Here is a 348-nt window from a genome sequence, read left to right on the forward strand (position 1 = left end):
TCCTAAGCTTTCGTCCCCTCGGGAGAGATGCCAATTCTGACAGACAGGACAGGTCATATTGCACCCTACCGTGCCCAAGGAGAGAATCTGCGTGCCTGGGCGCCAGTGGTAAAGGGGTTTCTTTTCCACAGGATCGAACTCTCCATCACGTTATGTTTGTCTACAGAGGTAACCTTCCTGCGGCGCCGCCTGGCCAACTTGAAAGCCACATGCGCAACCCTCCTAACCTCAGGGACAGTATGAGGTAGAAAAAGCTGGTCTGGACCTCGCACAAAGAGAGTTGAAACAAGCCCAGGCCAGATTGGAACAGCTGTTGATCGTCAAGAATTACCATAAGGTCGCCGCCCC

At 53.4% G+C, this 348-nt stretch carries 2 protein-coding genes; both read right to left on the reverse strand.

Annotation, left to right across the window (positions count from 1 at the left end):
- Positions 1–65: 65 nt before the first annotated feature.
- Positions 66–209, reverse strand: coding sequence for an isocitrate/isopropylmalate family dehydrogenase (locus EZM41_RS14565; RefSeq protein WP_198469320.1), 144 nt, complete (start codon positions 207–209; stop codon positions 66–68).
- Positions 161–348, reverse strand: a 188-nt coding sequence (locus tag EZM41_RS13475) for a hypothetical protein (RefSeq protein ID WP_232619006.1), incomplete at its 5' end; no start/stop codon positions are given. The genes EZM41_RS14565 and EZM41_RS13475, both read right to left, overlap by 49 nt.

This window comes from Acetomicrobium sp. S15 = DSM 107314, from assembly GCF_016125955.1.
GTDB classification, from domain to species: domain Bacteria; phylum Synergistota; class Synergistia; order Synergistales; family Thermosynergistaceae; genus Thermosynergistes; species Thermosynergistes pyruvativorans.